The organism is Lactobacillus johnsonii, assembly GCF_013487865.1.
GTDB lineage: Bacteria > Bacillota > Bacilli > Lactobacillales > Lactobacillaceae > Lactobacillus > Lactobacillus johnsonii_A.
Map to the genome: position 1 here is coordinate 585,724 of NZ_CP047409.1, position 26,231 is coordinate 611,954.

General features: G+C 34.9%; 17 protein-coding genes and 4 pseudogenes. 7 read left to right on the forward strand and 14 right to left on the reverse strand.

From position 1 onward, the window contains the following. Positions 1-23 precede the first annotated feature (23 nt). From GTO82_RS02780 to GTO82_RS02810, 6 genes and pseudogenes are all read right to left on the reverse strand, one after another. Complete coding sequence (locus GTO82_RS02780; RefSeq protein WP_180873657.1) at positions 24-1,379, reverse strand: C45 family autoproteolytic acyltransferase/hydolase; 1,356 nt, start codon at positions 1,377-1,379, stop codon at positions 24-26. Positions 1,380-1,412: 33 nt separating this feature from the next. Further along, positions 1,413-2,675, reverse strand: a pseudogene (locus tag GTO82_RS02785) (C1 family peptidase). A gap of 88 nt (positions 2,676-2,763) precedes the next feature. After that, a pseudogene (locus GTO82_RS02795) lies at positions 2,764-4,432 on the reverse strand (APC family permease). 71 nt (positions 4,433-4,503) lie between these two features. After that, positions 4,504-5,928 (reverse strand): C69 family dipeptidase, encoded by a 1,425-nt coding sequence (locus GTO82_RS02800; protein WP_180873659.1) that lies wholly within the window; start codon positions 5,926-5,928, stop codon positions 4,504-4,506. A gap of 33 nt (positions 5,929-5,961) precedes the next feature. After that, on the reverse strand, positions 5,962-7,287 hold the full coding sequence (locus GTO82_RS02805; RefSeq protein ID WP_180873660.1) for a C1 family peptidase: 1,326 nt from the start codon (positions 7,285-7,287) through the stop codon (positions 5,962-5,964). A 33-nt stretch (positions 7,288-7,320) separates the two neighbouring features. Further along, the gene (locus GTO82_RS02810; protein WP_180873661.1) at positions 7,321-8,970 is read right to left on the reverse strand and encodes an amino acid permease; all 1,650 of its coding nucleotides are present in this window, start codon (positions 8,968-8,970) and stop codon (positions 7,321-7,323) included. 524 nt (positions 8,971-9,494) lie between these two features. Here GTO82_RS02810 and GTO82_RS02815 point away from each other — a divergent pair. Beyond that, on the forward strand, positions 9,495-10,868 hold the full coding sequence (locus GTO82_RS02815) for an APC family permease (RefSeq protein WP_180873662.1): 1,374 nt from the start codon (positions 9,495-9,497) through the stop codon (positions 10,866-10,868). 461 nt (positions 10,869-11,329) lie between these two features. On the opposite strand, the gene GTO82_RS02820 is transcribed toward GTO82_RS02815, so the two are convergent. The 4 genes from GTO82_RS02820 to GTO82_RS02835 all read right to left on the reverse strand — a co-directional run bounded on the left by GTO82_RS02820 (position 11,330) and on the right by GTO82_RS02835 (position 15,039). Beyond that, positions 11,330-12,979 carry an APC family permease gene (locus GTO82_RS02820; protein ID WP_180873663.1) on the reverse strand — a complete coding sequence of 550 codons (1,650 nt, stop codon included), beginning with the start codon at positions 12,977-12,979 and terminating at the stop codon, positions 11,330-11,332. Positions 12,980-13,191: 212 nt separating this feature from the next. Further along, on the reverse strand, positions 13,192-14,403 hold the full coding sequence (locus tag GTO82_RS02825) for an MFS transporter (protein ID WP_180873664.1): 1,212 nt from the start codon (positions 14,401-14,403) through the stop codon (positions 13,192-13,194). Next, positions 14,404-14,613 (reverse strand): hypothetical protein, encoded by a 210-nt coding sequence (locus tag GTO82_RS02830; protein WP_180873665.1) that lies wholly within the window; start codon positions 14,611-14,613, stop codon positions 14,404-14,406. It lies immediately after the preceding gene. A gap of 15 nt (positions 14,614-14,628) precedes the next feature. Beyond that, positions 14,629-15,039, reverse strand: a complete 411-nt coding sequence (locus tag GTO82_RS02835) for a MarR family winged helix-turn-helix transcriptional regulator (RefSeq protein WP_180873666.1) — start codon at positions 15,037-15,039, stop codon at positions 14,629-14,631. A 468-nt stretch (positions 15,040-15,507) separates the two neighbouring features. Between GTO82_RS02835 and GTO82_RS02840 the strand changes: the two genes are divergently transcribed. The 4 genes from GTO82_RS02840 (at position 15,508) to GTO82_RS02855 (ending at position 18,257) form a co-directional block, all read left to right on the forward strand. Then, positions 15,508-16,566: a M42 family metallopeptidase gene (locus GTO82_RS02840; protein WP_260983178.1), complete on the forward strand. Its 1,059-nt coding sequence runs from the start codon at positions 15,508-15,510 to the stop codon at positions 16,564-16,566. Continuing rightward, the gene (locus GTO82_RS02845; RefSeq protein WP_180873667.1) at positions 16,566-16,766 is read left to right on the forward strand and encodes a hypothetical protein; all 201 of its coding nucleotides are present in this window, start codon (positions 16,566-16,568) and stop codon (positions 16,764-16,766) included. Before GTO82_RS02840 ends, GTO82_RS02845 begins: the two co-directional genes overlap by 1 nt. Positions 16,767-16,864: 98 nt before the next feature. Next, positions 16,865-17,518, forward strand: coding sequence for an ABC transporter ATP-binding protein (locus GTO82_RS02850; protein ID WP_180873668.1), 654 nt, complete (start codon positions 16,865-16,867; stop codon positions 17,516-17,518). After that, entirely contained in the window at positions 17,496-18,257 is a 762-nt protein-coding gene (locus GTO82_RS02855) for an ABC transporter permease (protein WP_180873669.1), read from the forward strand. Before GTO82_RS02850 ends, GTO82_RS02855 begins: the two co-directional genes overlap by 23 nt. A gap of 69 nt (positions 18,258-18,326) precedes the next feature. Here the strand turns inward: GTO82_RS02855 and GTO82_RS02860 are convergent, their stop codons facing one another. The 3 genes from GTO82_RS02860 to GTO82_RS02870 are packed head-to-tail and all read right to left on the reverse strand — an operon-like array spanning position 18,327 to position 22,399. Continuing rightward, complete coding sequence (locus tag GTO82_RS02860; protein WP_057719013.1) at positions 18,327-19,613, reverse strand: phosphatidylserine decarboxylase family protein; 1,287 nt, start codon at positions 19,611-19,613, stop codon at positions 18,327-18,329. Positions 19,614-19,639: 26 nt separating this feature from the next. Further along, positions 19,640-21,073, reverse strand: coding sequence for a basic amino acid/polyamine antiporter (locus tag GTO82_RS02865; protein WP_180873670.1), 1,434 nt, complete (start codon positions 21,071-21,073; stop codon positions 19,640-19,642). Positions 21,074-21,112: 39 nt separating this feature from the next. Continuing rightward, positions 21,113-22,399, reverse strand: a complete 1,287-nt coding sequence (locus GTO82_RS02870) for a phosphatidylserine decarboxylase family protein (RefSeq protein WP_180873671.1) — start codon at positions 22,397-22,399, stop codon at positions 21,113-21,115. A gap of 241 nt (positions 22,400-22,640) precedes the next feature. Here GTO82_RS02870 and GTO82_RS02875 point away from each other — a divergent pair. Together GTO82_RS02875 and GTO82_RS02880 are read left to right on the forward strand one after the other, a co-directional pair. Further along, positions 22,641-23,002: pseudogene (locus GTO82_RS02875) on the forward strand (beta-galactosidase); the annotation flags it as partial. 214 nt (positions 23,003-23,216) lie between these two features. Further along, positions 23,217-24,710 carry a peptide MFS transporter gene (locus GTO82_RS02880; RefSeq protein WP_180873672.1) on the forward strand — a complete coding sequence of 498 codons (1,494 nt, stop codon included), beginning with the start codon at positions 23,217-23,219 and terminating at the stop codon, positions 24,708-24,710. Positions 24,711-24,775: 65 nt separating this feature from the next. Here GTO82_RS02880 and GTO82_RS02885 read toward each other — a convergent pair. Further along, positions 24,776-26,052, reverse strand: a pseudogene (locus tag GTO82_RS02885) (ISL3 family transposase). Positions 26,053-26,231 lie beyond the last annotated feature (179 nt).

Consider the following 26,231-nt stretch of genomic DNA (forward strand, 5'->3'; position numbering starts at 1 on the left):
TTGATTAAGTTAATTGAACTGATTTAGTCAAACAGTGTCCAAGGTTGACTTGGTCTATCATATAGATAACCTTTTTGCCAGTTCCATTCGGGATGTTGTTTCATAAAGTCTTTGGCATCAAATGGTTCACCGTCGGCTCTGCCAAAAATGCCCCACATATTCAAGTTTTCAATATCAGTGGCATCAGCACATTTGCCGTCACATGAACCACCTGGGAAGAAAGGTACATTCCAAACGCCATGTGGATCGTCAGCATAGTATTGTGGATCAACATCATAGTGAGCACAAATATTACGTGAAGAAGCGCATTGATAACCTAGGTATGGATCATACTTATCAGCTAAGATTCTCTTAGCAACGCCATCATCAATAGTCCCAGATACTTCTGGAAGTAATTGCTCAAAGCGAGTTCTACGAGCACCAGTTTGTTGACGAGTATCATTATAGCCATTGTCAACACATTCAAGGTTACGAATCCGTGGATTGTGACAAGCATTACAGCCATAGTAGAAACCATCAGTTGACTCTAACAATTCTTGGTGTTTTAATCCTTGTTCAAAGCGTGCGATTTCACCAGTATTAATGTTGCAAAGAAGCCAAATATTTGCATAACCACCATTGTTGCCTTCATTAACTAATTTTACCCATTGATCAATGTTATTTGCGTACTGAGTAGCTTTACGTGCACGAATAAATTCAGGCATTCCATGTACATCATAGCCAACAAAGCCAGCGATTGTTGTTTCAGTAATACCAAGACCAGCATCAGTAACGTAGAAGTCAGTCATTGAATCGATGTAGCCAGGAACAGTTTGCATCTTAAATGCATGACCATTAGTTGGATGAACTTCTTCACAAACGTTAAAGTATTGACCACTCCAGAAATCATCGAAACTTTCATGAGCAATAACTGGTTTACCATCTCTTGTAGCAGATCCTGTAGCAACAAATCCAGAACAGTGAGAACCGCGTGGTCCTTGAGGAGGATTGTTAGAATAATTAGTTGCAACTTGTGGCCACCAATAGCCAGTTAGTTCCATCCAATCATTCCAACCGATAACATCGTCAACACTGGTTTCAAATCCATTAGCAGTAAAGCCGTCAGCCATACCTTGCATTTCTTTCAAATATTCTTCTGGAATCTTATCTTTGTGCATTTTAACTGCTTGATTGACAAAGAACGAGTAATCCATTCCATATAGTTCAAGCGTCATATGAGTGTAAACACGCACTGCATCCCTAAATTCATCAGTTAAAAGATAACCATGTTGGAAACCAATTTCATAAGGGTCACCTTGAACTGTTAAATAATGCCAACCATTAACATCTTTTTTAGTAGCTTTTGCGACAATTTTACTTTGTGTATCTGTTAATGTCATAACATTCACCTTCATTTTTTAATCAATTAAAGACTAATCAGATAACATTGCAGTCCAATATGGAAGATTGATCTCAGCTTTTTCGTAAGCTGCACGTTCGGTATCAGTCAAATACTTCTTGTTAACTACAGTGTTATAAGTGTATTGATCCATCCATGGATTGTCCATGATAAAGTAGCCTTTGTGACCAGGTTTATCACCCCATGAATTTTGAACCTTCCATTTAGTTGGTTCATTATCATGTAAATCAACACCACGAATTAACATGGCGTGAGTTGGCATGCTTTCACGATATTGAACTCTAGTAGCTTTGTCTTTGCCTAAGCTAATACCAAATGAACGCTTCCAATCATAAACCTTTAAAGAAAGTAAACCAGCAGGATTATTCCATTCTTGTAAGACATCACAAGCAAACCAAACAGGTTCATCGTCTTTTAATTGATCTATGACCATCCGTCTCATATCATGCATTGGAACGTTTAAGTAGCGAATATTTCTCCCACCGACTACGTTATTGCATAGTTCAATACCATAGGTTTGGTTGTACTTGTAGCCACCACCAGGTAAGTTCATTAGTTCAACATAGTCATCTAAGTTAATATCTGCAAACTTCTTGTAAAATTCTAATGGTGTAACTTCACCAGTAGTGTGATACTTCTTATTCTTATCACGATATTCATAAGTGAATTTTTCTGGAGGAGTACCAAAGCAGATGCTCAATACACGATAGTTTTCTTGATTTAGTTGACGAATGACGCTTTTAATCTTTGTATCAGAAGCATTGCTGTTAACTAAATCACGTAATTTCATTGCGTCTTTGTCTAGTTTTCTGTTGTACATCCGATTAATTTCAGTAGTATTCCAGGCTGGCTTTGTTTCAGGCATTAATTCGTTTGGAACTAGACCATATTTTTCAATTAAGTTGGTCAATAGTGGTCAATCACCGCCATCTTCTTGAGGGGTGGCGAGGAGGAACATAACTTCACGGTCGGATAGGGGCTTAGCGGCTGTCTTGACAATGTTGCTGTAGAAGTAATTACCACGTTCTAGCTTGTCGTAGAAGAATAGGTAATCTGGAGATAGTTCCATATCTTTTAAATTGTGCTTCTTTTCAATTAAGAAACGAACAAAGTTTAAACCACTAAACATCCAGCAGCGGCCAGAATGTTTTTGATTCATGACTTTATTTGAATCGACATCAATTGAAAAGTTAAAACTACTATTTTCAATTGCACGTTCATTAGTAATGGCTTTTTTAATACCATTTTCATAACCGCATTTTGAGTAATACGTAATCTTTGAGTATCAAGAAAGTCTGATCTGATTGTTTTCAAATCAGTAGGGTTAATTTCAGACATAATACAATCTCTTTTCTAATATAAAACTAATTGTCGGCATCCGGTGGGGTAAGCTTATTGTCTTCAGCAGCCTTAAAGACGGAACTTGAAACTTGTTCATCTGGGCTGTAGTGACGCTTAATTGGCACACCCATTGGGTTTTGATCTTTGGACATAATTTCAGTAGGGACATTTGAAGAAACCTTTCCTGGTTTATTTAATCCCTCAATCTCCCAAGTAAATGGAGCGAATTTGTTGCGTGGATCAACCCATTCAGGGTGCTTCTTTGATAATTGATACATGATAAAGCAGATAGCCAAGATTACTGCAACCAATACACAGATAATTACCACATAAGTTACAGGTGAACCAACTTCTGATTTAACTTGTGCTGGTGGGTAAATGGCTAATACAATGCCGAATACACTGGAAATTAAGCCAATACCAGCTACAATCCAAGCACCAACTTTACCACCAGGAACTTTAAATGGACGTGGACGGTTAGGTTGGTCATATCTTAATCTCAAGAATGTGATGAACATTAAGATGTAGTAGAACATGTAAAGAATGGTAATAGTCTGAGTTAAAAGAATAACAAATCCTTCGACGTTTGGAATTAATTTAACTAGATAGGCAATAATTGTCATACCTGCAATTTGTGTGTACATTAAGTGAGCAGGCATGTGGTGCTTGTTCTTTTCCTGGAACCATTTTGGTAAGAAACCACTGCCACCAGCTTGTCCAAGCATGAATGATGGACCAGCCATATTGGTAATAACATTAGCCAAAACGTTACATAATCCAGCCCAAACAAGAACCATATATAACCAAGGCATTCCGATAGTAGCACCTAATTCTCTGAAGACAGTGTTCAAAGAATAGATAACGTTTAATTGTTTTTCTGGTACGACCATCGCAATGATCACAGTACCAACAACGAATATCAAGAAAACTAAAATAATAGTAATAAAAGTAGCTTTGGTAAAGTCTTTTTCTGGGTGCTTCAATTGCTTAATATGAGCCGCATTAGTATCAATACCGGTATATGAGAAGAAGACACCAGCAGCTAAGGCTAAGGTACTCATTCCGTTCCACTTAGGAATTAAGCCTTTAGGAGTCATTGGGATGGCAGGGGTGTGTCCCTGACATAACCAAACGATAGCCAAAATAATCATGATAGCTAAGGGAATAAAAGTACCAATTAAAACACCATATTTTGCGACATTACTAAAAGCTTTAACACCTTTAGTAGCGATAAAGGTCAAGATCCAATACAAAATTATGAATCCAGTCATAATTAGTACTTCGTGTTGTGGGTGCTGTGCGAATTGAACAGCCTTATCATACATTGGTGTATAGAACATGATCGTAGCAGCATAGCTTGGCATCCCCATACCAAAACTAATCATAGTTTGAAACCAAAGTATCAATAGACAAGTTAAAGCCCAGCCTTTACCTAGGCCTTCACCAACCCATCGAAAGATACCACCACGGTTGCTCCAGCCAGATGCTAATTCAGCAGCTACTAAAGCCGGTAGGAATGAAGAAACAAATGGCACCAATGGCAAAATAAGTAACAGCAGACAAGCTATAAAAGGCTTGCTGAACGTCATTACCAATACCAGCGATAATGGAGACGTTCATAAGTGTTAATGCAAGGATAGAAATATAAATCTGTTTGACAGACTTTTTTTCTTTTTCCTTGGCATCTTCCATCATTGTTATCATCTCCTAAATAACATACGTTAAAGAAAAAACTAGGTGAGAGTCACCTAGCTTTTCTTTGATTAACTTTGTAAACGATCAGTATTAATGGAGAAACTTAAACGAGATAAAGTTAATTCATGTTTTACTAAATTACCAACAGTTTTATGCGTAAGGTAAAGAACCTTTTGTGCATTAGCTGCATTAGCTTTAGTTAAATATTGCATTAGCTTTTGTCCACTTAATTTTTCAGCTTCTAAATCAGTTTGATGAATTAAGTGATTTGTAAGCTGATCAGCAGTAGGCAAAAATCCATCTAATCCACTTAATAGAGATTTCATTTCGTTATAACTTGGTTGAATTAAAGCAGCAACAGTTCTTGAGAGCCAGTATGCTTCATTTGGATCATATGCATCAGTAGTATTCTCATATTCAGGAGCCGTACCATTTGCATTAGCATAGAATGGAACATAAGGATTAAAGGCTGTCGGAGCAAAATTAAGCCATGCAATACCAGCAATACCTGCTGGAACATTATTTCTGATTTCTAGAATATGTGATTCAGCACATCTTGCCATGGAAATTGGACGGAATTTAGTTCTGTCATCTTTTGGTGTGTTATCAGCTAATGGATCATAGATTGTCTCGTTATAGTGAGAGCTAAGAACATAGCCAACATCTTCACGTTTTAACTTACGATTTGGCTTGAAACTAAAATCTAGGTCATTGCTGGTAGGTGAGAAAGCAATATGTCCTAAATAGCGTTGACCAAACCAAACACGTGGTGTGTTATAGCAACGATCACGTGAATTCGACGTACCAAAAATATGGCGGAAGTTAAATTCATCAGAATCAGGATTAAGGTGATTGTCCTCTACAAAATCTCTAATGCCAGGAGCCCACATAAAGCGACTACTGTCATCAAAGTCAATATCTTGCAAGGAAACTTGATTGGCAACTACAGCAGCTTTGTTATCATCAAGTTTCTCAGCAACCCAATAGTGACCTGTTGGAATTTCCATATACCAAACTTCATCTTTATCACTAAAAGCAATTCCATTTCCTTCATGAGAACCGTATTTTTCAATCAATTTTCCTAAGTATTGGACACCGTCGCGAGCAGAATGAATAAATGGTAATACAATGCTTAAGAGGGCATCTTCACCAATTCCGTTGCTTACTAGTGGATCTAATCCTAATACTTGCGGATTCCCATATAGGCTTTCGGTAGCACTCATAGCAACGTTTTCACTGTTGATTCCGCATTCACCGAATTGACCATGAATTTTATAATCAACGAAAGGAGCCATTTGGTAACGAAGTGCATTTTCAGGTAGAGGAATATCTAATCCTGTTACATATGAATGAAAAGTTTGCTTTTCTGATTTAGCAGGAACAACTACAAACTTTACTGGTACATTACATACTTCAGCATCACAATCTCTTGCAATAATCGTAGAACCAGCAATATTGGCTTTTTTACCAACCAAAACAGTGGTACATGCCATATATAATCGTCCTTTCTAAAGAAATAATTCTCTTTAAATTGGGTTCATTGCGTTCCAGTATGGAAGCATTACTGGCTCTTTTTCGTAAGCAGCGAGTTGTTCGTCTGTTAAGTACTTCTTGTTGACAACAGTTTCGTAGGTGTATTGTTCCATCCAGTCATTGCCCATAATGAAGTAACCTTTGTGACCAACTTTTGGACCCCAAGAGTTTTGGATCTTCCATCTAATTGGCTTGTCATCACGGATGTCAACACCAGAAATAAGCATTGCGTGTGTTGGTAAGCTTTCACGGTATTCAAATCTCTTAGTCTTATCAGTACCTAACTTAATACCAAATGAACGATCCCAGTCAAATACTTTTTCAGTTAAAAGACCTGCTTGTGGTGCCCATTCTTGAAGAACATCACAGCCAAACCATACAGGTTCATCATCTTTCAATTGTTCAATAGCAGTCTTTTCCATGTCCTTCATTGAAACGTTGAAGTAACGACTTGGTTGACCGCCAACCATGTTGCCAGAAATTTCAACTCCAAATGGGGTGTTGTATGGATACTTTTCACCTGGTAAGTTCATTAACTCAACATAATCATCTAAGTTAATACTTACGAACTTCTTGAAGAACTCTAATGGAGTAATTTGACCAGTGGTGTGGTATTCGTTGTTTTCGTCACGATATTCATAAGTGAATTTCTCTGGAGGAGTACCTAAAGCAATGGCTAATACACGGTAGTTTTCTGCGTTCATTTGACGAAGTACACTCTTCATCTTTTCATCAGATGCATCGCTATTAGCTAAATCACGTAACTTCAAAGCGTCCTTTTGTAACTTTCTGTCATACATACGGTTTAATTCTTGAGAGTTAGCACTAACTGCATCTTCTGGCATCTCTTCCATTGGAACAATACCATACTTTTCAATTAAGTCGACTAGTAATTGCCAGTCACCACCATCTTGTTGTGGAGTAGTAAGTAACCAGTTAACTAGACGATCAGACAATGGACGGTCAGCTGTGTTAATAATGTTTTGGTAGAAGTAGTTACCTTTTTCTAGCTTGTCGTAGAAGTAAACGTAGCTAGGTGACAATTCCATGTCCTTAATGTGGTGCTCTTTTTCAATGTGGTAACGAATGAAGTTTAAACCTGAGAAGTCCCAGCAACGACCAGATTGTTTTTGGTTTAAAACTTTATTTGAATCAACATCAATTGAGAATACAAATGGGTGAGAATTAATTTCACTTTGATTTGTAATTGATTTCTTAATACCGTTCTTCATTACGGCATTTTGAGTGTTACGATACTTTGGTGTATCTAAAAATTCTGATCTAACTTGTTTTAAATCTTCATTATCAATTTGTACCATAATAATCTCTTTTCTTTAAAATCGATAATCTATTTAACTTTCATCAGTTGAAAGCTCGTTGTTTTCATCTGCTTTAACAATGTCGTCGGAAACTTGCTCATCTGGCTTATAAGGACGATTAATTGGCATACCCATTGGGTTTTGATCTTTAGACATAACAGTTGTTGGGACATTTGATAAAGCCTTTCCAGGTTTCTTAAGTCCTTCAATTTCCCAAGTGAATGGGGCAAACTTGTTATTTGGATTTACCCAATCAGGATGCTTCTTAGAAAGTTGATATAAAACAAAACAAACTATCAAAACAACAGCAACTAAGGCCAAAATAACAGAAACATAAACTATTGGTGAACCAACTTCTGCTTTAACTTGTGCTGGTGGATAGATAGCAAGAACAATTCCGAAAACAGATGAAATTATACCTACTCCTCCAACAAGCCAAGCTCCAAATTTACCACCTGGTACTTTAAATGAACGAGGACGGTTAGGTTGGTCATAACGTAAACGTAGGAAAGCAGTAAACATTAAAATGTAGTAAAACATATATAAGACAGTAATTGTTTGAGTTAATAAGATAACAAATCCTTCAACATTAGGAATCAATTTTACTAAGTAAGCAACAACCGTCATTCCTGCAATTTGCGTATACATTAAGTGTGCCGGCATATTGTGTTTATTGTTCTTTTGGAACCAATTTGGCAAGAAACCACTTCCTCCGACTTGACCTAACATAAATGATGGACCCGCCATATTAGTTACAACCATAGCAATTGTGTTGAAAAGTAGAGCCCAAACAAGAACCATGTACAACCAAGGCATTCCAATTGTTGATCCTAAAATCCTGAATACAGAGTAGAGAGTGTATAAAACATTAATTTGTTTTTCAGGAATAATCATAGCAATGATTACAGTACCAACAACAAAGATTAAGAAAGCAAGAATAATTGAAATAAACATTGCTTTTGTGAAATCTTTTTCAGGATGTTTTAGTTGCTTAATATGGGCTGCATTAGTATCAATACCTGTGTATGAGAAGAATACACCAGCAGCTAGAGCTAACGTACTCATACCATTCCACTTAGGAATCAATCCTTTAGGTGTCATCGGAATAACAGGTTGATGCCCTTGAGCTACCCAAACAATAGCTAAAATAATCATGACTGCTAAAGGAATTAAGCTTCCGATAATGACACCGTATTTCGCGATGTTAGAGAAGGCCTTAACCCCCTTAGTAGCTAAATAAGTAAGGACCCAATATAAGATGATCCAACCTGTCATAATCAGCAATTCATGTTGTGGTGCTTGAGCGAATTTTACAGCGGCATCATAGTTTGGTGTATAAAACATGATGGTTGCTGTAAAGCTTGGCATCCCCATCCCAAAGTTCAAAATTAATTGGAACCACAGGATAAGTAAACAGGTTAGTCCCCAGCCTTTACCTAAACCTTCACCAACCCAGCGGAAAATTCCTCCGCGGTTACTCCAACCAGAAGCTAATTCAGCCGCAACTAGAGCAGTTGGGATGAAGAAACAAATAGCTCCGATTGCAAAGTACGTTACTGATGCAAGTCCATAGAATGATTGCTGAACATCATTTACTAGTCCAGCAACTATGGAAACATTCATCATTGTTAGGGCAAGGACAGATATATAGGTCTTTTTCTGTTGAGTTTTATTGTCTTCCATGAAAATACCCACTCCTTCTAAAAAGGCAAAAGAAACTAACTAAAAAGATGGTTGGCTTGTGAATCTCTTTTATTAGCAACATTTGTTATTGATAAAAAAGATTGCTCGTAAAAGATAGTAGTTCACATGAGTTTTCATCAAAATAGAAAGTTAATAAAACAAATAGATATTTATATAACGACTTGCAAGTTAAAATAATAATTATCTATTCGTCTCTTAGAATAGGAGTTAAAAATAAAAAAAGCAAATAAAAAACAATCGTAATAAATGGGCTTTATTTACAAAAAAACACTATATTAACTAATTTTTAATAAAATAACTAAAAAGAAGACTGATAAAATAATAAATCGATAAAATGTTTAAAAAATATATTCTTTTAGGAATAATTATTATTTTGTAAGTAAATGAATTATTTTTTGGATTCGGTTTCTTTTATTTGCTTTTAAAAAGGATAATCGTTATGGTTGAGATGAGAGTTAATGTTTTAGAAATATAAATGAACAGTTTCAAAGGTGGTAAGTACTATGGTTAAAAAAAATGTTCCTAAAAAGTTAACTTTTATGTCAATCTACTTTTTAGGAATTAACGGAATTATTGGATCTGGAGCGTTTTTGCTTCCACAATCTATTTATAAAGACATGAATTTGCTCAGTGTAATTGTTTTACTATCTGCTGCCTTGACAGTGGGGTTGATTGCTTTATGTTATGCAGATTTAGCTAGTCGTTTTACAGGATCAGGGGCTGCTTGGTTATATTCTTATAATGCTTTTGGTCGATTTGCGGGGTATGAATTAGGTGTATTTACCTGGTTTTTAGGTTGCTGTACGTATGCTGCTGAAGTGGTAGCATTTTTGACAACGCTTAAAAGTTTTGTACCAGCTTTTAAACAGAGTTCGATCTATTTTGCAGTTGGGATAGGTTTAATCTTATTATTCTCAATTATTAATTTCTTTGGTCGTGCATTAGTTAAGGTAATTGATAATACTTCTTCGATTGCAAAATTATCAACTATTATTTTATTTATTATTGTTGGTATGTTTTTCATGCATATTGCAAACTTCCATCCCGTAATGCCAGCAGCCGCCGGTAAGGGTGTTGGTCCTTTCTTCCATCATTTTGGTGCAGCATTTAGTGTTGTATTTTATTTATTTAGTGGATTCTCATTTATTCCAATAGCTGCTTCACAAATGAAAAATCCTGCGAAGAATATTCCACGAGCTTTAGTTGCAGTTATGGTTAGTGTAAGTATTCTTTATACTTTAATGCTATTAATTGCGATTGGTATTTTGGGTCATAAAATGTCTTGGTACACAATTCCAATTGCAAATGCCTTTAAAGCTGCTGTTGGTGAATGGGGTTATGTGATCATCATTATTGGAGTTTTGTTAAGTATTTTCGGTGTGGCGTTTACTTGCTCATTTAATACGCCTGCTTTGATTGCTTCCTTAGCTCTAGAACACCAGTTATTACCAAATTGGGTAGGAAAAAAGAACAAATTTGATGCTCCATGGGTTGGTATTATTTTGACAGCTGCTGTAACCTTACTTTTAATTACTCAATCATACTTATTCTTAGTTGGATGTATTGTTTTAGCTTCATTTGTTCAATATGTACCATCTATTTTTGCGGTTATTAAATTTAAGCATACTGGCCAATATCCAAACCATGGCTTCAAGCTTCCAGGTGGCTACACAATTCCAATTTTAGCTTTATTAGTAGCTTGCTATTTAATCTTTAACTTTACTTTGGAAACTATTTTACTCTCAATAGTTGTAGCTGCTGTAACAGCTGTTTTATACTTGTTCTTAGGAAAGAAGAGATTAGCTAAGATGGGCGGAATTCCAACTGCAGTTAGGGAGCAGAAGAATCATCCAAATATTACTAAAAAACAAAATTAACTAATAAATTTTTTGAAGTATATTCCAATTTGAACTAAATTTTATGTTGAAATAGGGTATGCTTCATTTTTTGTATGTTTTTATAAGTTTAAAGTATATTTGAAAGTAGAAAAAATGTCTGGAAATTATATTAGATTTCCAGACATTTTTTGTTTGTAGCGAAATTATGGATTAATTATTAAAAAATTTACGATAAATAATATTTACATGATTTTCTTTAAGAGCATATAAAATATGTCTATCTTCTACTGGCATATCTGTAACAACTTAGTCGAGACAATCAAGACTGCAAAGTTATGATGATTTGAAAATTTAGTATGATTCAAGAGGAGTGATCACATATGTTTATTACGCAAAGCGAAGAGATTTTTTATAATTAATTTGTAGAATTTATTCGAAAAAAGCATATTCCAATATAAAATCAGAATATGCTTTTTCACGATAATTAATAAAGTTAATTGTTAATCTTCTTCAGCCTTAAAACCGTTGGCTAGGTTAGGTTTTCTTCTACCAATTAGCCAAACAATCAGCAGACTAAGTATACCTTCAACAGCAATGTAGATTCCACGTCCAGATAAGTGTTTTAATCCTCCTAGGTAAATTCCGAAGATAATTGAGCCCATAATGATTGCAATCATTGAAATCCATTGAACCTTATCAAAAGCAATACCATATTCAATTTCTCGGTGTCTGATTCCAGGCAAAATTGCTCCTAAACCAATCAAGACGATTACAGCAACAATATTAATAATTAATTCATACCACCAAATATTGCTTCCTTCCGGTACATCTTGTGGCGTGATTCCCATAATCGTGGCTATAGCAGTAACAAGAAGGAGAGTTAGCCCAACAGCATAGGCAATTTTGTCGTTTTTAATAAAGACATATTTTGAAGGAAACTTTTTCGAATCTTTTCTAATCCGCATAAATGAGTAGAAGATCCAGCAGGTAACACCTGGTGAAACAATTGCGTTTAAGTTAAGTAACCAGTTAAAAATATCGTTCATGTTAGGTAAAAAGATACCTAAAATCATAATGAATGATGACAAAGCTACAGTTAATATATACCCGTTAATTGGCAAACCATTCTTATCCTTTTTTCTAAGGAACTTAGGCATATAGCGACTACCAGTATCAGAAATTAACATTCTAGTCATTGCATCAAGTAAAACTGCTAGCAATGCACAGTTAAAGAAGAAAGATGTCCAAGCCCAGAAGTAGAGAAGAAAATTGCCCCAACCATATTGGTGGCCAATCATCTTAAAGGCATAGTAAGCACCGTTCATTTTTAAGTCGTTAGGCAAGTGGTTTGCGTTAAAGTAAATTCCTAAGGCAAATGATCCAAATATTGTTAAGAATGCTGTCATTGCTGCTAAAGCAATCATCGCTTTAGGAAAGTCATATTGTGGCTTCTTCATTTTAGTTACATAAGGCGCAACTAATTCGGCACCATTCATTGCATAGATTAGCATTGCAATTGTTGAGAAGTAGCGCCAGTCAAATTTAGGAAAGATATCTCTCCAAGTGAAATTGGTGGTGGCCATATGGCCATCTGATTTTGCCAAACCTACAAAGGCAAGGACAACAAAAAGAATAGTCATAATAACCATTAGTCCACCACCAATGGTTGACAAGAACTCCATTGAATTTGAAAAATGGTGTTCAACAATGATGAAGACAATAAAAGTTACAAAGGTTAGGAGGGCAAACAAAGAGTTGGGAATTTGATCCTGAAACTTTTCTGATCCAGTAAGAGCCCAACCTAAGTCAACAATAACTTCATTAGCTGAATCAACAGCATAAGGAATTGAAGCTGCCCAATAAGTCCAAGCAGTGAAATATCCCAAGAATTCGCCATCAGTTCCGCGTACCCATGAAGAAAGTCCTCCGCCTTCTTTATTAAAGACTGAACCTAATTGTCCAACCATTAAAGAGTAAGGAATAACATAAAATAAAACCATTACGATCCATGAGAATATGACCGCCATTCCTTGGTTTTGGAAATTGTACATTATGTCATCTAAACCGATAACAGTACAGAGTGCCATCAAAAATAAAGTTTGCCAAGAAATAAATTTCTTGGCAGGGTTTAAATCTTTTGATTCATCCACGTTTAAATTTTCATCCTTTTCTACTAGTAAAATTGTATACAGCGATTTTACTAGAAAAGACTAGGCGATTTATTCTTAAATTTTATATTCATAAATTACTATTTTTCCTCTTAGTATTAATATCCTTAACTATTTTAATAATTATGAAGGTGTAAGACCAGGAAAAATATAAAAAAATAGCGTTTCTCAATTTGGAGAGACGCTATTTAAAATTATTTTGCAAGATTTCTAACGACATTCAAATTAAACAAAATCAAATTCAAGACCACAATACCTGCTGTGACAATAAATACCATGTTGTAGCTTGAAATACCGGCAATAAAGGAACCTAAAAGAGGCCCAACTATATTTCCAATATACATTGCACTCTGATTCCATGAAAAAATTCTTCCTGTTACAGCAGCTGGTGAATTCTTAGTTAATAAAGTTTGAACTTGTGGGAAGAGACAAGCATCGGTAAAGCCTACTAAAAATCGTAAGATACCGAGTTGAGTTGTGTTGTGAACAAAAGCGGTTAAGAAGAAAAGAATTGTTGCTCCAATAAAACCACCGATAATAATTTTATGGGTTCCAATTTTATCTCCTAAGGCTCCAAAACGAGAAGCAGCCAAAAACGTTGCAATTCCTGGTAATGCTGCAATAACTCCAGAAACGAAAACAACATCTCCGTGTCCATTCATTAATTGCTTAACATACAGTGAGACAATTGGATTAATTGAGTTATTAGCTGCTTGAATAATTAAAGTGGTTAGTAAAAGTCCAAAAATTAGAGCAGGAGAGCGGAGAGTTGCGATAACACCACTGGCCTTATCTAATTTCTTTTCAGTAATAGGTTTAAAACCTTCTTCATGAACAAAGAATAGTGAAAGAAGGAAGGAGATTAACAATAAACCGCCTGTGATAAAGAAAGTAACTCGGTAGCTAAATGTAGAAGCTAGCGCACCTCCTAAAAATGGTCCCAGTAAGTTGCCGGCAGTGAAAGAAGAAGCCATTGTTCCTAAAGCCTGACCAGATTTTTCTTTTGGAGTTTCTGTAGCAATTAAGGCATTTGAGTTTGAAACAAACCCAGCAAATACTCCTTGCAACATCCTTAGGAAGAACAATTGCCAGACATTAGTCACTAATCCCATGCTTCCAAGAACAATTGCCATTCCTAAAGAAGCCCTGAGAATCATTAGTTTTCTGCCTTTTTTATCAGCTAATTTTCCCCACCAAGGAGAAATAATGGCTGAAACAAAGTATACGCCTGAGAAAATAAATCCAGACCAAAAATTTAATTGTTGGTGAGTAAAATGACCCAAGGTATCAATGTAGAGAGGTAGAAAAGGCATAATTTCGGAAAAAGCAATTCCAGCAATAAAAACTGCAATTGAAAGGATATAAAGATTCTTTTTCCAAATCGGTTTATCTGATTTTTGCATCATCTAATCTCCCAACTTTTTAAAATCTATAGTTTTGTTTTTCAAAGATATTTTGCCTACCTTGAAGCCGTAATTTAATAGGTCTTTTTTGTAGGTTAAAAAGGAGTGATCGATTGGTAGACCTGCAATTTTTTTGATTTGATCAAAAGATAGTTGGAAATCTGCGTCTTTATTATCTTTAATGTATTTCCACAAGGGTTTGAATTTACTCATTAATCTTGCCTTTCTTTAAATTTGTTTTTCTAAATTAGTTGAAATTCTCTCAAGCTTTAATAAAGTTTCGGAATCAACAGTTCCAACTAATTTATTTACGTCATCAAAAGCATCGTTTACTTGATCAAGAACTTCTTTACCAGCGGGAAGCAGGAACAATTGCTTCTTTAAGCTGTTTGTAGGATCTGGTCTTCGCTCAATCATATTGCGCTTTTCTAATAATTTAACTACATTAGTAAAGCTTGCTGGTTGGTAAAAAAGATAATCAGCTACTTCTTTTTGAATGCAACCAGAATGTTTTTGGATATATCTTAAGACATGAGCGTGTGACATTCGTAGGTTAATAGAAGCTAGTTTTTGATTGATCAAAAGATTTTCTAATTTGCCAATATGATAAAGTAAATTTGCTAAGGGTCTTTTTCTCATAGGTATCCTTTCTAAGTTGTAATTACAACTATCAATTTAAAATAAGTATAGCGCAATTAATTGTAATTACGACTAGTCTCTTTTTAATTCAAGGAATCAATAACCTTAGAAAAATCATATTTACGATAGTGTAATGCTACTTTTTTATCTTTGAACATTACACTATGAATATCGCTAGAAGAATAGGCTAAGTAAAGACAATGAATAAGAAAATAAAGACACGAAAAAAGCAGACATTCTGGGGGATTAGAAGTCTGCTTTTTAATGTCGTATGTTATTTTGGGAGAATAAGTAAGGTGTAGAAGTTCCCTTACTTGTTAAATAGAATACCTTTCTTTTTTTAAAGAAGATTTGGTATTAGATTTAAAATTTGCAAAGAATTTCTTTAAAAAGTTTAAAGACATAAATATAATTAAAATAAAAGCGTTTGCGAGAGAAAAAATTATGAAAAAAGAACAATAAATTCAAATGTTAAAAGAATTTTCAGATGCAAATTCTACATCTGGATTTGAAGAAGAATTTGTAAAACTATTTTCTACTTATGCTAAAAATACTGCTGATATTACGGTAGATGGGATGCTTAATGTATATGCAGCTAAGAAAGAAAATAAAGGTAATCGCCCTGTTATTCAAATGGATGCTCACTCTGATGCAGTTGGTTTTATTACCCAGGCAGTTCGTCCGAATGGATTAATTAAATTTGTTCCACTTGGTGGTTGGGTAAAGTATAATATCCCAGCTTTAAGGGTGAAAATTCGTAATCGTGATGGTGAATATATTCCTGGAGTAGTAGCTACAAAGCCGCCACACTTTATGACTGCTGCTGAAAGAAAGTCAATCCCAGAAGTTGCTGATATGTCTATTGATGTAGGTTCATCAAGTAGGGAAGAGACCATTAAAGATTATAAAATTGATACTGGTTGTCCAATTTTTGTTGATGTAAAATGCGAATACCATGAAAAATCCGGCTTATTCTTCGGTAAAGATTTTGATGATCGCTTTGGTGCAGGAGCCATGGTAGACATCTTAGATAATTTGAAGGGTGAAGAGACTAATTTTGATGTAGTAGCTGCTTTATCTAGTCAAGAAGAAGTAGGACTGCGCGGTGCATATCTCACTGGACGAAAAATTAAGCCTGATTTATGTATTGTTTTAGAAAGTTGTCCAGCTGATGATACTTTTGAGCCGGAATGGTTATCTCAAACTGGCTTAAAACGCGGTCCAATGCTCAGAGATATGGACACTACATTTTTACCAAATCCTAAATTTCAACAGTATGCTTGCGATATGGCTGATAAGAATAATATTCCATATACTCGTTCTGTTAGAACAGGTGGCGGACAAGATGGGGCAGCAATTTATTATGAATATGGAGCTCCAACAATTGTTATTGGAATTCCAGTTCGTTATGAGCACTCCCCATATTGTTTCTCGGCATATAAAGACTTTAAGGCTTCAGTTGATTTAGCAACTGCAATTATTCGTGATATGACACAAGAAAAGCTAGATAGTTTTAAGGTGATCTAATGGATTGGAAAGTATTTTTCAAAAAAGTAGCAATTTTTAGTTGGTGTATGGCCATTATTAGTATTTTGATTTATATTGTTCGTTATACAGCAAGTGAAATTGGTAATCTTTTTATGTGGGACCAGCCATTTATTTGGGAGTTAATTTTAGGACTTGTTTTTTGTCTCTTATCAGTTTTTTGGCCGAAGAAAAATAAATAGAATATAAATTAATAGATATGAACCCCGAAACTAAGATAAAAATTTCGGGGTTTATATCGTTTATAATAAAAATAAGTATTTGTTATAGAAGGTTAGCTATGCATCTTTTAGAAATTAAAAATTTAAATTATTCTGTTGATGGAAATACCATTCTGAAAAATATTAATCTAAGTGTAAATTCAGGAGACTTTTTAACAATTATAGGACCTTCTGGTGCAGGAAAAAGTACACTTTTAAAAATTATTGCTAGCTTACTTACACCTACTTCTGGTTCAATAGAATATGAGGGAAAAGATATTAGTCAATATTCTCCGCTTGAATATCGTCGGCAAGTTTCCTATTGCTTCCAGCAACCGTCTCTTTTTGGAAAAACGGTAAGAGATAATCTGATTTTTCCTTACCAAATTCGAAGGGAAGAAGTCAATGAAGAGCATCTGGGTGAATTATTAGATAAAGTAAGTCTAAATCAGACTTTTTTGAAGAAAAATATTAATTCTTTATCTGGTGGAGAAAAGCAACGAGTTGCCTTAATTCGAAATCTAGTCTTTTTACCACAAATTTTACTATTGGATGAAGTAACTACAGGACTTGATGAAAATAGTAAGGAAATTGTTCATCATTTATTTGCTGATGTGCGCAAGAAGCATGTTACTATCTTACAAGTAACTCATGATAAAAGTGAAATTGAAAAAGCCAATAAAATTTTTGAAGTGAAGAAGGCATTTCTCGATGAAAAATGTAGTTGTCAGTAACTGGTCTCTAGTTTTTGCATTCTTATTAGTTTTAGTATCAATTGGAATTTCTGTTAAAGAAAAGCTAGGCCTTACTAAAGATATTTTGCTTAGCGTTGTACGAGCCATTATTCAACTAGTCATTATTGGATATATTTTAAAAGTGATTTTCAATGTAAATACTTTTTGGCTAACCTTTGTTTCTACACTTGTTATCATTTTTAATGCTTCCTGGAATGCGAATGGTAGAGATCCAAATACTAATCGAAAATTATGGAATTCAATTATAGCTGAGGCCGTAGGAACCTACATTACATTAGCTGTATTACTTCTTTCTGGTGTCATTAAACCGATACCCATGCAAGTAATTCCAATTACAGGGATGATTGCAGGTAATGAAATGGTTGCAATAGGTCTTTGCTATAAATCTTTAAATGAAAGTTTTCATGATTTAAGACAGCCCGTTTTAGAAAGGTTAGCTTTAGGTAGTGATATTAAAACGGCATCGATGCCAATTATTCGGCGTAGTATTAAGACTGCTATGCAGCCAACGATCGATTCAGCTAAAACAGTAGGGTTAGTTAATTTGCCGGGGATGATGTCAGGATTGATCTTTGCTGGAGTAAATCCAATTTATGCAATTAAGTATCAGATTATGGTAACCTTTATGCTTTTATCTGCTACAAGTTTAGGTGCGATCATTTCTGTTTATCTTGCCTATAAAAATTATTTTAATGATCAGATGCAATTAATGCTCTAGTAAAAAGACTGTTCTGGTATTATTTCAGAACAGTCTTTTGAATTATATGAAACTAAAATTTAATGTATTTTACTCAACTCTAGCGATTTCATCATGAACTTTAATATTATGAGAACCTAAACTTGGTTCTTGACCATGTAGATTAAATTTAACATTAACTCCTGGTCTAAACAAAAGAACATGTGTTGAGCCACCAAAGTGGAAAATACCTAATTGATCACCTTTATTAATATGCTGACCAACTTTAACAGTAATTTCGTTGCCGGAAACTTCTGCCATACCAACAGCTACAAAGCACATTAAGCCAATCTTAGGATTGTCTGCTTTAATGAAGATGACTGCACGTGATGCAGTTTCGGTAATATAAGCTTGAGAATCATTGGGAGCAGCTGGATCAGGACCATTAGGATTTTCAAAGCCTTGTGGTAAAGTTTCAGAGTAATAAGAACCATATAGGTTGTAGGCTTTAACTACTGTTCCGCTTACTGGACTATTCCATCTGTGGTAACTTAATGCACTAAGAAATGCTTGATAAAGAGTACCACCAACAAATTCTGAAGTTAATGGATCATTATGGAGTAGGTCAATTAATGAATATGGTTGTCCTTTAATCCAGAATTTAGCCTTTAAAGGTAGGTTATGAGCAATGCGATATGGTGCTGACTCACAAGCGTTAGCAATTGAATCAGGATCGTCTGCATTAACAACTGGACGAACGCCAGGATTAAATGTCCGGGTAAAGAAGTGATCCCATGAAGTAAAACCATATTGTTGATCAATATTATTATTAGGACAAGCAAAAATATCATGGAAATCTTTGCCATAGGCAGCATCACACATGCTCTTTAATGCTTCATTTCCAAGCCATCCTTCTTTAGACCGATTAAGTACATACGTAGAATCAGGAGATTGTAAAAACTTTCCCCAGTAATCTAAAATATCACGTAATTTTTGATTAACCCGTGGATCCATAAAGGCAACATATCCAGCCTTGGTTGCCATTGGATAGTCGAGAATTGCATTAATTGGGAAACCAACTAATCCAGTAGTATTAAATTTAGGAGCGCGGTGCATAACACGATTAATAACTCTCAGCATTTGATGATAGTTGTGAACTGCTGGAGTATCCATTGGCGTTTCAACATATTTTGCTGGCACTTCTTCAAACATCATGTGGAATAGGTTCCAAAGATATCGATCCGATTCAATTAAATCTTTTAGTGCTTGAACAGGTGGTAAAAGGGCTTGATCTTGTTCTGCTTCAGCTTCTTTTAGCACTTTCTTTAACCAGTTGTTGTAAAATTCCTGATCACTTGGTAACCATTGTCCAACGTTAAATTTTACGTCTTTTTTCATTTTAAACACCTTTTTAATATTAATAACTATAATGAAATCTTCTTAGTAACTAGCAGATATACAGAGATAACAGCCAAAATACATATAATAATAGCCAATGCTAATTCCCACTTGTTAAATAGAGGGGTACCTTTCTTGTCGTATTCTTTTCTGGCAAAGTAGTAGAAGATTATGCCTACAGCATAAATAATTGTCGAAATTAGTAGGTAATTAAGTCCTGCTGCATATAAGAGCCATAGACAATAGATAGTTGATAAAATACCTATGAATAAACTCTTATTACGTTTATGAGAATCGTTTGTAAAAATTTCGCGTTTTTGCGCAATTTTCCATAAGTACATTGAACTCAATAGATAACAAGGTAAAATTATTACCCCGGTAATGTCGATACATGCTAGATAAACGTTATTAGCTGTTACTACTAATATCATGAACAAGGACATCAAAACGCTTGAAATATATAAGGATACACTAGGCACCTTTTTCTTGTTTTCATGAGCAAAGAATTTTGGCAATACATGTCCTTTAGCTGCAGCATATGGAAGCTGAGCCATCATAACTGTCCATGCAACCCATGAACCACCAACGGAAATAATTACAGAAATTGTTACGAAGTCTATGAACCATGGACCTAATAAGTTTTTCATTAAGTAAGCTGTTGATGGATCAGTGAGTTTAGAAAGAGTTGGTTGGTGATAAATACCATAAGCAACAATACTAATTAGAATGTAGGCGATTAATGAAATTAAATAACCCATTACAGTTGCTTTACCAACATCTTTAGGATTTTTAGCGTGGTTAGAAATAACGACTGCACCTTCAATACCGATAAAGCACCATAACGTTACTAACATAGGAGCCTTAATTTGACTAACAAAATTTCCTAAATGAAGACCTTGTCCCCAGAATCCCCAGAAAAATGTTGGGAAACGGAAGAAGATTAGCATACAAATTAAAATGATTCCTAAACTAATGAACTTGATGATGACTGTAATATTGTTAAGAAATGAGGCTTCTTTAACACCATTAAGAACTAAAAAATTATAAATCCAAATTAAGACAATACCGAATATAACAGTTGGCCATTGGTGTTTAAGCAAGACCGGAAAATAATGACCGAAGGAGTCATTAAGCATAACTGCATAGGCCACGTTTCCTGTAATTGCTTCAATCCAATAACCCCAGGCTGAGTTAAAACCAACGTATTTACCGAAACCAGCACGTGCATAGGAATAAATACCAATATTTAAGTCTGGTCTCTCTTCAGCTAGGATTTTAAAGGTAAAGGCAAGCCCAAACATACCAATACCAGTCAAAATCCAAGCAATGATGACGGCACCAAGTGAAGATGAAGCAGCCATATTTTGGGGAATATCAAAAATTCCTCCACCAATCATGGCACCGACAACCATCGCAATTAAGCCAAAGAGACCAATTTTACGACTGTTAGATTTAGTCATTATGAGATCTTCTTTCTTTTAATCAATAAAAATTCATCCTTATTTAACACGAGCTATTTCTTCACGAACTTTAATATTTGAACTGCCTAAACCAGGTTCTTGATCATGTAAATTAAATTCAACTTGAGTTTCAGGTCTAAATAGAAGTACGTGGGTTGAACCACCGAAATGGAACATCCCTAGTTGATCGCCCTTGTTAACGTGTTGACCAACACGTACAGTGATTTCATCACTTGAAACTTCTGACATACCTACAGCGACAAAGCACATGAGACCAATCTTTGGGTTATCAGCCTTAATGAAAATAACAGCACGAGTAGCCGTAGCAGTTAAGAAAGCCTGTGAATCGTTTGCAGCAACAGGATCAGCACCACGTTCATTTGCAAAGCCTTGATATAGACTTTCGGAGTAATATGAACCTGGTAAATTATATGCTTTAACAATAGTTCCACTAACAGGACTATTCCATCTGTGGTAACTTAAAGCACTTAAAAATGCTTGGTATAAAGTGCCACCTTCAAATTTTGATGTCCATGGATCGTTATGAAGAAGATCCATTAATGAATAGGGTTGTCCTTTAATCCAGAACTTTGCTTTCATTGGTAAATCACGGGCAATTCTAAATGGAGCAGATTCACATGCATTAGCGATTGAATCTGGATCATCAGGATCTTGGACAGGACGAATGCCAGGATTGAATAAACGAGTAAAGAAATTATCCCAGGAAGTAAAGCCTAAATGCTTTTCACGATCATTTGATTTACATTTGAAAATAGTTGTGAAATTATCGCCATCGGCTACTTTAGACATTTCGTTTAATGCATAGTCACTTAACCAACCATTTTTAGAAGTGTTAAGAACATAGGTAGATGCAGGAGTTTGCAAATATTTGCCCCAATAATTTAATATATCTCTTAATTTCTTATTGATTTTCGGATTCATGAAAAATACATATCCAGCTTTAGTAGCCATTGGATAATCCCAAATTGCATTGATTGGCGTTCCGACCAATCCGGTAGTATTAAATTCTGGAGCTCTTTGAATAATACGATTGAGCATTAAAAGCATTTGACGATAATTTCTTACTTGAGGAGTCCCCATCGGTGTGTCGACATATTTTTCAGGAATTTCATCAAACATCATTTGAGTAATATTGTACAAGTACCGATCAGACTCAATTAAATTTTTTAAGGCTTGAACGGGAGGAAGTAACTTTTGATTTTCTTCACTTTCTGCTTCTTTTAGAACCTTTTTTAACCATTTATTATAGAATTCTTGGTCACTTGGTAACCATTGTCCTACATTGTATTGAATATTCTTTTTCATAATTTATACCTCGATATTTATGAAAAAAATAACGCTAATCTTAATAAAAAATGTGCACACTTTCAATATCATTATAGGCTCAAATAAAAATAACGTCAAAAAATAAGAAGCAATATTCCAAATTAACATATATTCATAAAATTAAATTTAATGATAAGAATTGTTACTAAGAAGGCGATATAATATTTATGGAAGAAAGTTACTTTTTATACTAAATATAAACATATAGGAAAGAAAAATCATGGAACGAATACTAAAAATTAACTAATTTCTACACGGTGGAGATTATAATCCTGAACAATGGTGGGACGAACCAGATATTATTAATCAAGACTTCGCATTTTTTAAACAGGCGGATATCCATACAGTAACTGTAGGAATTTTTTCATGGGCAAAGGTAGAACCAGAAAAAGAATAGATCCTTTTGCTGGATTTGACTATCAAAAGCTAGCTAAGCATGTAGATCTTATCTCTTGGGATTCTTATCCAGCTTGGGGTAATGACAATCAGACGACAGAAGAATTAGGTAGAAATATTAGCCTAATTCATGACTGCTTTAGGAGTTTGAAACATCAGAACTTTTTAGTAATGGAAAATACACCACAAACAGAAGATAATTAACGGTGAAGTTGTTCTTACTCCATTTGGAAGTAAGATTTATAAAAAAATAAATAGATAAAATGAGTATCTTTAAAAGTAAAGATTGCTTATTTTTTTGATATACTGCTCTGTACCAATTTGACTACTTATTATAAATAGGTATAGAATAGACCTTTCTGTGTATATAAAACACATAATACAGAAAGGATAGTTTTTAATGAATAATTCAACAACAGAGAAGACTTTCTTTGGACAACCTCGTGGCTTGTCCACCTTGTTCTTCACTGAAATGTGGGAGAGATTTAGTTACTATGGTATGCGTGCTATTTTACTCTTCTACATGTATTATGCCGTAGAACGTGGCGGATTAGGGATGAATGAAACCACTGCTGCTTCAATTATGTCTATCTACGGTTCACTTGTTTATCTTTCTACGGTAGCTGGTGGATGGCTAGCAGACAGAATTTGGGGAGCACGTAGTACTGTCTTCTTTGGTGGTGTCCTTATTATGATTGGACACATTATCTTAGCCCTACCAATGGCAGAGGTAGGTTTATATATTTCGATCGCATTCATTGTGGTAGGTACAGGTTTACTTAAGCCTAATGTTTCTGATATGGTTGGTGGCCTATACTCATTAGATGATCGAAGACGTGATGCTGGTTTCAGTATCTTTGTTTTTGGTATTAACTTAGGATCAGCACTTGCTCCATGGTTAGTTCCTTGGGCAAGTGAAGGTTTTGGCCTTAATTTATTTGGAAATCATTTTAACTTCCATGCTGGTTTCTCTTTGGCAGCAGTTGGAATGTTCTTTGGTTTAGTACAGTATGTTTGGGGTGGTAGAAAGTATCTCTCTGAGAATGGAATGCACCCAACAGATCCAATCGATCCAGAAACTCGTAACAAAGTCTTAAAGAGAATCGGTTTAGGAGTTTTAGCTTTAGCAGTAGTATTAGGTTTAATGGCTGCTTTTGGTCAATTAAATATTGATAATATTATTACTTTAATTACTATTGTTGCTATTGCCTTACCAATTTATTACTTTGTTTTAATGCTTAGAAGCCCTAAAGTTACAAAAGAGGAACGCTCAAAAGTTTGGGCTTACATTCCCTTATTTATTGCAGCTTCTATCTTCTGGGGAATTGAAGAATCTGGTTCTGTTGTTTTAGCTCTATTTGCTGCCCAAAGAACAGTACTTCACATCGGAGGATGGCACTTTACTGCTGCTAACTTCCAAACTTTGAACCCAGTATTTATCATGATTTTGACTCCGTTCTTTGTATGGTTATGGGATAACTGGAAGAAACAACCAAGTGCTGCTGGTAAATTTGCTGCTGGTTTGGTCTTTGCTGGTCTTTCATATATGTGGATGGCCCTTCCCGGAATGCTTTATGGAACAAACGGACGAGTTAGCCCATTTTGGCTAGTTGGCTCTTGGTTTATTGTTGAAATTGCCGAAATGCTTATTTCTCCAATTGGCTTATCTGTAACTACACGTTTAGCACCAAAAGCTTTCCGTTCACAGATGATGAGTCTTTGGTTCTTGGCAGATGCCACTGGCCAAGCTATTAACTCTCAAATTGTTAAATACTACTCAAGTAAAACTGAAGTGGCATACTTCTTAGCAGTGGGAATTGTTAGTGTATTGTTTGGTGTAGTGATGTTTTTCTTTACTAAGAAAATTCATAACTTAATGGCAGATGCTGAATAAAACAAACATAATTTAATATTTAGGCTGTTTGTCAAATCCTGTTGATGAATAGTTTGTAAAGAGAGCTAAGCAACTAGAAAATAGTTGTTTGGCTCTTTTTCTTTTACAATATTTTCTTCAAGTCTAATTCTAATTAATAAATGTTTGAAATTTCTATAGCCATAAGCAGTACGTTCAATTTGCTTAATCTTCCGATTGACACCTTCAAGACAACCATTAGAGTAGTTAGAAGATATACCGTTTAGGACACCGGTATAATTATGCTTAAAGGTCAGTAGTGTTTGATGCATTTGTTTACCAACACTTTGTTTTGAATGAAGTAGATGGATAACTTTCTTTTCATCGTTATCCTGAATAGCAGTCATAAAGTCCTGCATAACCCAATAAGTATTTTCTAAGGTTTGGTCACAATCTAAACCATCTAAGACAACATGTTCCTGAGTGAGAGAGTCTTTAAAGTGCCAATCGTAGTAGGGAGTAGTCTTATTAAGTTTGTCATATTTCATGAGATAAAGCTTCCAAGGAGACTTTAAAAGCTTATATTCATGGCTTTGCTTTTTAAATTGCTTCATGATTTGAACTCTGAAAATATTAAACGATCTAGTAAGCATTTGAACCATATGAAAACGGTCAATAACTATCTGAGCATTTGGAAATAATTCTCTAGCAACTAAAGGATAATAACAATTAAGATCCATAGTTACTGTTTTAACCATTGCACGAGCTTTAGGAGTGAACTTGTAAAAATAGCGTAGAATATCAGGTTTGAAACGAGTTCTAAGAATTTGAACAACTTTGTGAGTATCACCATCTAGACAAATAAAGTGAAGCTTTTTGCCTACACCTTTGAATTCATCAAAGGCTAAGTGTTCAGGGAGATGATCAAAGTCATCATAGAACTTAGAAGAGCAGGCTTCTAATACTCTTTGAACCGTGTTGACAGATACATTATGTTCTCTAGCAATGCTGGTCATTGAACGATCTTCAGTAAGAGCAGAAAGTATTTTTCGCTTAGAAGTGTTAGAGATATAGCAGCTTTTATTAACCAGATTAGATTGAGCCATAGATCTTTTTAAACAATCATTGCAGAGAACACGTTGTTTTCTTAATCTGATAGTAACGGGCTTACTAGCATCAGCAGTAATGAAACGAACGTTAGAAACGTAATGACCGTTATGCTTAAGATTAGAGGAAAGACAGTAAGGACAATGGGACTGAATAAGTTCAGCTACATAGAGATTATGATATTTGCCGTTAATATATTTTTTAAAATAATCAGAAAAATAATATTAGGATCTTCAATATTGAGATGAAATTTAATACAATCATTGTTAGAGGACATAAGCAATCACCTTTATTCTTTAGAGTGGAATCAGAAGATTTAATGCAGTGAGGCTTATGGCCTCTTTCTTTGTGCAATAAAAATCCTGTCGATAGAATATCATAGATATCCATCAACAGGAAAAAGTATAGAGCCAATATTTAATAAGGAAAGATTTGATGGGTAATTCGGATCTTTCC